This is a genomic window from Corynebacterium sp. S5S1 (assembly GCF_001913985.1).
Classification (GTDB): Bacteria; Actinomycetota; Actinomycetes; order Mycobacteriales; family Mycobacteriaceae; genus Corynebacterium; species Corynebacterium marquesiae.
The window spans coordinates 96,508-103,348 of record NZ_MKXT01000007.1; the positions used below are offsets into that span (position 1 = coordinate 96,508).

General features: G+C 58.4%; 7 protein-coding genes. 3 read left to right on the plus strand and 4 right to left on the minus strand.

What is annotated here, in order from left to right; all coding sequences use genetic code 11:
* The first annotated feature begins 9 nt into the window (after positions 1-9).
* Positions 10-1,863 carry a dihydroxy-acid dehydratase gene (ilvD, locus tag BKN05_RS04550; RefSeq protein ID WP_286688055.1) on the plus strand — a complete coding sequence of 618 codons (1,854 nt, stop codon included), beginning with the start codon at positions 10-12 and terminating at the stop codon, positions 1,861-1,863.
* A gap of 78 nt (positions 1,864-1,941) precedes the next feature.
* Complete coding sequence (locus tag BKN05_RS04555) at positions 1,942-3,216, plus strand: glycosyltransferase family 87 protein (RefSeq protein ID WP_286688056.1); 1,275 nt, start codon at positions 1,942-1,944, stop codon at positions 3,214-3,216.
* Here BKN05_RS04555 and BKN05_RS04560 read toward each other — a convergent pair.
* The 4 genes from BKN05_RS04560 to BKN05_RS04575 all read right to left on the minus strand — a co-directional run bounded on the left by BKN05_RS04560 (position 3,191) and on the right by BKN05_RS04575 (position 5,981).
* Positions 3,191-3,505, minus strand: a complete 315-nt coding sequence (locus tag BKN05_RS04560; protein WP_286688057.1) for a transcriptional regulator — start codon at positions 3,503-3,505, stop codon at positions 3,191-3,193. The two genes, BKN05_RS04555 and BKN05_RS04560, sit on opposite strands and share 26 nt — an antisense overlap.
* Entirely contained in the window at positions 3,498-4,004 is a 507-nt protein-coding gene (locus BKN05_RS04565) for a hypothetical protein (RefSeq protein ID WP_286688058.1), read from the minus strand. Before BKN05_RS04565 ends, BKN05_RS04560 begins: the two co-directional genes overlap by 8 nt.
* Positions 4,005-4,088: 84 nt before the next feature.
* A complete protein-coding gene (locus BKN05_RS04570; RefSeq protein WP_286688059.1) occupies positions 4,089-5,039 on the minus strand; it encodes a DoxX family protein in 951 nt (316 codons plus the stop codon).
* Between the two features lie 69 nt (positions 5,040-5,108).
* Positions 5,109-5,981 (minus strand): LysR family transcriptional regulator ArgP, encoded by an 873-nt coding sequence (locus BKN05_RS04575; RefSeq protein ID WP_286688060.1) that lies wholly within the window; start codon positions 5,979-5,981, stop codon positions 5,109-5,111.
* Between the two features lie 70 nt (positions 5,982-6,051).
* On the opposite strand from BKN05_RS04575, the gene BKN05_RS04580 reads away from it, so the two are divergent.
* Positions 6,052-6,744: a LysE/ArgO family amino acid transporter gene (locus BKN05_RS04580; protein ID WP_286688061.1), complete on the plus strand. Its 693-nt coding sequence runs from the start codon at positions 6,052-6,054 to the stop codon at positions 6,742-6,744.
* Positions 6,745-6,841: the final 97 nt, after the last annotated feature.

Consider the following 6,841-nt stretch of genomic DNA (forward strand, 5'->3'; position numbering starts at 1 on the left):
CTGAAAACCATGTTCCCGCTGCGTTCAAAAGTAACTACCGTCGGCCGCCAAGCCTCTGGAGCCCGCGCCCTCTGGCGGGCCACCGGCACCAAGGAAAATGACTTTGGCAAGCCGATCGTCGCCATTGCCAACTCCTATACCCAATTCGTCCCCGGCCACGTACACCTTAAAAACGTTGGCGATATCGTCGCCGACGCCGTACGCGAGGCCGGCGGCGTACCGAAGGAATTCAATACCATTGCTGTCGATGATGGCATCGCCATGGGACACAGCGGCATGCTCTACTCGCTGCCTTCGCGCGAAATCATCTCCGATTCCATCGAGTACATGGCCAATGCCCACACTGCCGACGCCCTGGTGTGCATCTCCAACTGCGATAAAATCACCCCGGGCATGCTCAATGCGGCGCTGCGCCTGAACATTCCCACCATTTTCGTCTCCGGCGGACCGATGGAGGCCGGCAAAGCCGTCGTGGTTGATGGCGTAGCCCACGCCCCCACTGACCTCATCACTGCCATTACCGCCTCCGCCAATGACGCGGTATCTGATGAAGGCTTGTCCCAGGTAGAGGAATCCGCCTGCCCCACCTGCGGGTCCTGTTCTGGCATGTTTACCGCCAATTCGATGAACTGCCTGACAGAGGCCCTTGGCCTGGCGCTGCCCGGCAACGGCACCACCTTGGCCACCCACACGGCTCGGCGCAGCCTATTTGAAAAGGCCGGCTCCACCATCGTCGATATGTGCCGCCGCTATTACGGCGAGGAGGACAAATCCGTTCTCCCCCGCAATATCGCCACCAAGGAAGCCTTCACCAACGCCATGGCGCTAGACATGGCCATGGGCGGATCCACCAACACCATCCTGCACACGCTTGCAGCCGCACAGGAAGGCGAGGTGGATTTCACCCTCGATGACATTAATGACATCTCCTACCGCGTGCCTTGCCTGTCCAAGGTCGCGCCCAATGGCACCTACCACATTGAGGATGTCCACCGCGCCGGCGGCATCCCCGCCATCTTGGGAGAACTTCGCCGCGCCGGGCACCTGAACTTGAAGGTGCATACGGCGCTGTACGATAACGCCGAGCAGTGGCTCGATGATTGGGATATCCGCAACCCGCACGCCACCGATGAGGCCCGTGAGCTTTATCTCGCCGCCCCCGGCGGCGTGCGCACCACCGAACCATTTTCCCAATCCAACCGCTGGGACGAGCTCGATACTGACGCCGCTAATGGCTGCATTCACGACGCCGATCATGCCTTTTCTTCCGACGGCGGCCTCGTTGTCCTGCGCGGAAACCTGGCCCCCGACGGGGCCATCGTAAAGGCAGCGGGCGTCGATGAAGAGCTGTGGACCTTCTCTGGACCTGCTCGTGTGGTCGAATCCCAGGAAGAGGCCGTATCGATAATCCTGAACAAGGAAGTTCAGCCGGGCGACGTGGTGGTCATTCGCTATGAAGGCCCGTCCGGCGGCCCTGGCATGCAGGAGATGCTCCACCCAACCTCTTTCCTCAAGGGCGCCGGGCTGGGCAAGGCATGCGCCCTGATTACCGACGGCCGCTTTTCCGGCGGCACCTCCGGCCTTTCCATCGGCCACATCTCCCCCGAGGCGGCCCACCAGGGCCTTATCGGGCTCATCGAAAATGGCGACACCATCACCATCGACATCCACGAGCGCCAACTCACCCTGGATGTGGACGAGGACGTGCTGGAGCGCCGCCGAGCCGCCCAAGAACTGCGCGAGCACCCCTGGACTCCAGTGAGCCGCAACCGACCGATCACCAAGGCGCTGCGCGCGTATGCGGCCATGGCAACCTCTGCCGACCGCGGCGCGGTACGCGTGGTTGACGGTTATGTGAATTAGCAGGAGATAGCTGCTAAATTGCTGTGCCTCGATGGGGTGCACGCCCGTTTACCTGGAGATCGCATAAAGTGTACTGCGATGAAACTCGCGCGCACCCCATTTTTCCGTTATGCCTTAGCTCTGCTGGGGCTCCTCTGTGGCGCCCGGAAGGTTGTTCAGGACACCCGCATCACGGACTTCCCCATCGATATGGTGATCTACCGCGAAGGCGTCAAGGCCTTCCTTGAGCATCGCTCTGTCTATAGCGAGCCCATGCTGGCCGGGGACATTGAACTTCCCTTCATTTATCCGCCCTTTGGCGCGCTCGTCATGGTTCCGATCACGGCCTTTGACGGCATTGACCACGATATGGCGGGCGACATCATGATCGTCGTGTCCGATCTACTCCTGCTTGTCTGCCTCTACTTTGTCTTCAAGGCGGTGCTAAAGAAGCCGGATTTTCTCTTGCCAATTACCACCATTGCTTGGGCCATTGCCTTGCGCTTCGAACCGGTTGACCTCAACAATGGTTTTGCACAGATCAATATCGTGGTGATGGCGCTGGTTATCCTCGACCTCGTTCCGCGTAAGCGCTTACTGCCGCAAGGCGTCTTGATTGGCTTGGCCGCCGCTATCAAAATTACCCCACTGGCGATGCTGCTCTATTTCCTCGTGCGCAAGGAATGGAAGCAGATTGCCACGGCTTTCCTTTCCGCAGTCGCTGCCACTCTCCTCGCCGCAGCCTTCCGCTGGGACGCATTCGTAGAGTTCTTCAGCTCTAAATTGCTCGATATGGGCTCTGGCGGCGACTTCGGCGTCGCAACCGAGTACCAGTCCAATAGTTCCATCAAAGGAGCCATTCAGCGCATGTATTCCTCTACGGAAGCCATGGACGCAAATGGACTGACCATCAATATTGCGTGGATCGCCGCCTCCCTCGTGGTTATTGCATTCGCGGCGTGGCTTACCAAGCGACTGTGCGAGGAGCATCTGCTTGTCGACGCCCAAATGGTCACCGCCCTCACCCTCCTGCTCATCTCCCCTGTTTCCTGGTCGCACCATTGGGTCTGGCTCACGCTCATCATCCCGGTCCTTGTTTACCGCGCCTGGACCTGGTTGCCGTCTGGATGGGCCGCGGGCAGCCTGCTTGCTGTCCTCCTCGCCTGGACAGGCATGTTGCTGACCGTACCTCCCAAGTGGTGGTGGGGCGATCAAGTTGATGTCCACGCCATGGAGCGCTACCAGAAGTTCTGGGTGGATGACTTCGTGTGGCTAACCATAGTGACCGGCGCACTTTTCGCAGCCGCTTTCTATGCCTCCCAGCACAATAACCGGAACGCGAATACCGCTACTCCTGCCCTGCTAACGTCTTAAGCGCTGCAAGGTGCGAATCGAATGCGGCCTTGCCTTTGGCCGTGAGCATCACCCACACCGTGTCCTTGCCGCGCGAGGATCCATACTCACGAAAGCGACTGACATATCCCTCTTTTTCCAGTGCGCTTAGCTGCTTAGACAGCGTGGCATCGGATTGATTCACCTTGTCTCGAATCGCGGCAAAGCGCATCTCTTTGTTGATGGCGCCTTCCAGTGCCCCAGCCGCGTTGAGCACCGCACAAATCTTAAATCGGTTGAGCGGGTGAATTACTGGATCAAGCTCACTCATCACCGCTCGCCTGCTTGTCATCTCCATGATCACGCGTGGACATATCCATTGCTCCCGAATTGAGAGCCCAAAACACACCCAAGCCCCACAGCGTGAATACGATGCCCGCAATTACCATATGCCCTTCGAGAAAGGTCTGGAAAAACGTAGGGGCAAATATTAGAAAAAATCCGAAATAGTATTTCTTATCCGGCTGCGGCTGGTCAAAAGGATTTTGTCTATAGCCTGCACGCACGTCACGCTTTTTAGCGCCTACCCAGAGGCCTACACCCAGGCAGGCAATTATGACTCCGAGGGATAACCACAGCGGCATGCCTTTCCCAAATTGACTCAGGACAAACCACAGTCCCGCTAGCGCCGCAGCAAACAAAGCATTAAGCCCAGTCTTCCGCTTGGCGCCCTGGTCCTGCTCCATTTCTTCATTGAAGGCCAGTGCCTCGTGCACGCTGTCACCCATAGTCGCCATCCCTTTCGTCCTCGGTTCTCCGTTATTTTCCACTTTAGAAAGTATCATACTTTCCACTCGAGAAAGCAAGGGGTAAAAGAAAATCCGCCGCGAGTGCGACGGATAATCTACTGGCGATTAGTTCAGCGGATTAACTCCCGCACCGAAGAACCAGAGTCCTACGAGAATCGCTACGCCGATAAGCACAAAGACCCAGGAGGTGCCCAGCGGGCGGCGTGCCCAGGAGCGCTTGAAGTCTAGGGAAATAAAGCCCGGGCCAGTAAACTGCAGGCCTACTGCGATGACAAAGAGGACCAAGGAAAGCCAGACCGAATCTGGCCAGCTAAAGACGTCCAAGCCGGCGCCGGCCTGCGCTAGTTCATGCACAGCGGTAAAGCCGGTCACTACCAATCCGAGCATGGCAGCCAGAGGCGTAATGAGACCCAGCAACAGGAATACACCAGCGATAAGCTGCATGGTCGGAACCGCAATGGATAGTGCGGTATCCCAGGCATAGTTAGCAAAGTCGCCCTCTAGACCGGACAAGCCCTGACTATCACCGAGCTCGAAAAAGGTTTTTGCACCGGCAATGATCAGGTAGGCGCTCAGTGCGATGCGAATGAATAGCAGACCAAAATCGATGGTGCCACGGCGGCCATAGCGTTGATAGCCTTCCTTTTCTTCTTGTTCCGCCCGTAGGCGTGCCTCGCGCTCCTCTGCGGTTTCGGTGCCGAGGGTACTGTCCACGGGGGCGTCGGCAGTAGCAAGTGCCGTCTCCTGCTCCACGCTAGCCGGCGTGGTGGACTCCGGTTGCGCGAAGGCTACGGTCTCCTCGCCGGCGTCACTGTCCTGACGTGCAGCTTCATTAGCACTGGAATAGGACAGTACCTCGGTTTCCGGGTGGTCCTGCTGCGCCTGGGACGGCTTGATCTCCTGCGGCTCAGCGCGGCCGGCGCGCTCGAAGAGGCCAGGCTTCGACTTTCCCTGGCCGGAGACAGAATCCTTACTAGCGGGCTTCGCGTTGTAGGTAGGGACGTCCATATCCTCATCAAACGGGGTGGCTTTATCCGGTTGCTGCTTATCGCTCATAGCTCCAACTTAGGGGACGTGCCTGCACTTTTGTGGTACCCACCACGGCGCGCCGCGCGAGCACGCGTACTACGTCGCCACTAGATCGGCCGCAGCCTCGATTACCGAACGCGTAAGTTCGCTCAAAACCTCTGACTCCAAGCGCCAACGCTGCCAATAAAGGTCAATATCGAGCGGCGAGTCGTCGAGAAGCACCAGCTCTTTTGCCGCCAATAGGGGCAGCGCTTGGGCCTGGGGCAACAATCCCCACCCCAGGCCAACGCGAACGGCCTCCAGGTAGCCCTCGGAAGAGGGAATCTGTGATACCCGTGCACGCACCACGGCCGAATCAATGAAGCGCTCGCGCATCGCATCATCCAGTACTTGATCGTTGGGCCCATAGCCTACAAGGGGCATAGTTTCCCAGGTCAGGCGGCCACTATGGAAGCTTTCTGCAATATGTGGTGCCGCGACTGGGAAATACCGCATCGTACCCAAAAAGCTAGACTCGCAGCCCGAGACCGGCGTGGCTTCCCTCGTTACCGCGCCAAGCACATCGCCCCGCCGCAGCATGGCTAAGGTGCGGGCCTCATCCTCAATCCGGATGCGCAGGGCGACATCACCCTGCCGCGCGGTATCGCTAAGCACCCTACGAAACCATGTCGCTAGAGAATCCGAGTTCACCGCGACAGAGAGCGGGACCCGGGCCAAGCGGTGGCCTAGGCGGGCATCCGTCTCCGCCTGCACCAACGCCATGCGGCGTGCGGATTGAACCAGGATCTCCCCCGCTTCCGTGGCGGTTACCGGGGTAGCACGGCGAAGGAGCACGCGACCGGTGCTCGATTCTAGGGCCTTAATTCTTTGGCTTACCGCAGACGGCGATATACCGAGTACAGCAGCGGCGACATCGAAGCTGCCTTCGTCCACGATGGCGAGCAATGTTTCTAAGTGCACCGGGTTCATGAAGCTATTCTAAACCAACTGTAGATTCATTAACTGGACTAATTCAGGCCGAGAATTCACACTGGAAGGCATGTCCATCGTGCTTGCTGGTTTCTTCCTGGGATTATCGCTCATCGTGGCCGTTGGCCCGCAAAATGCCATGCTGCTCAAGTACGGCATTCGCCGCGACCACATTGGCCTCATCATTGCCGTCTGCGCGCTTTCCGACGTCCTCCTGATTACCGCCGGCACGGCCGGAGTGGGGTACCTGGTAGAAAAATTCCCCAACGCCCTTAAGGTTCTGAAATATGTTGGCGCCGCTTACCTGGCGTATTTCACCTTTACCTGCTTCCGCGATGCGGTCAAGACCAAAGGCGAGGCCATCGAGGTGGAATCGACAGAGCCGAAATCTCCGCAGGAAGTCGCTTCCTTCGATGGCTCTCAGGCACGCAGCACGACCAAGACCGCAGCTCGCGTCGAGATCAAGCGCTCCCCTTCGTGGGTTAAGCCGCTATTGACCGCCCTGGCCTTAACGTGGCTTAACCCAGGCGCCTACGTGGACGTAGTGGTCATGCTCGGCAGCATTGCTAATCAATATGGCGAATCGGGACGCTGGCTTTTCGCCGTGGGTGCAATCTGTGCCAGCTTCTCTTGGTTTCCGTTTATCGGCTTCGGTGCCGCGCGTTTTTCCCACGTGTTGTCCCGGCCCACGGTATGGCGCTGGATCAACTTCGGCATCGGCGTCATCATGATCGGCCTAACACTCAAGTTGCTCCTGCTTTAGGGGGTGTTCCTATATAGGTTGTCAACTCCGCGGGTGGGCTTGTTGGGGGTGTGAAGGGTTTCTGCTTCACGTTGTGGATGTTGTTTTCGGGCATCTT

Bases quoted from the DNA above. Each gene is read 5' to 3' on its own strand.
- BKN05_RS04570 (WP_286688059.1), bottom strand. From the start codon at position 5,039: ATGAGCGATAAGCAGCAACCGGATAAAGCCACCCCGTTTGATGAGGAT.
- BKN05_RS04580 (WP_286688061.1), top strand. From the start codon at position 6,052: ATGTCCATCGTGCTTGCTGGTTTCTTCCTGGGATTATCGCTCATCGTG.
- BKN05_RS04555 (WP_286688056.1), top strand. From the start codon at position 1,942: ATGAAACTCGCGCGCACCCCATTTTTCCGTTATGCCTTAGCTCTGCTG.
- ilvD (WP_286688055.1), top strand. From the start codon at position 10: ATGTTCCCGCTGCGTTCAAAAGTAACTACCGTCGGCCGCCAAGCCTCT.
- BKN05_RS04560 (WP_286688057.1), bottom strand. From the start codon at position 3,505: ATGAGTGAGCTTGATCCAGTAATTCACCCGCTCAACCGATTTAAGATT.
- BKN05_RS04575 (WP_286688060.1), bottom strand. From the start codon at position 5,981: ATGAACCCGGTGCACTTAGAAACATTGCTCGCCATCGTGGACGAAGGC.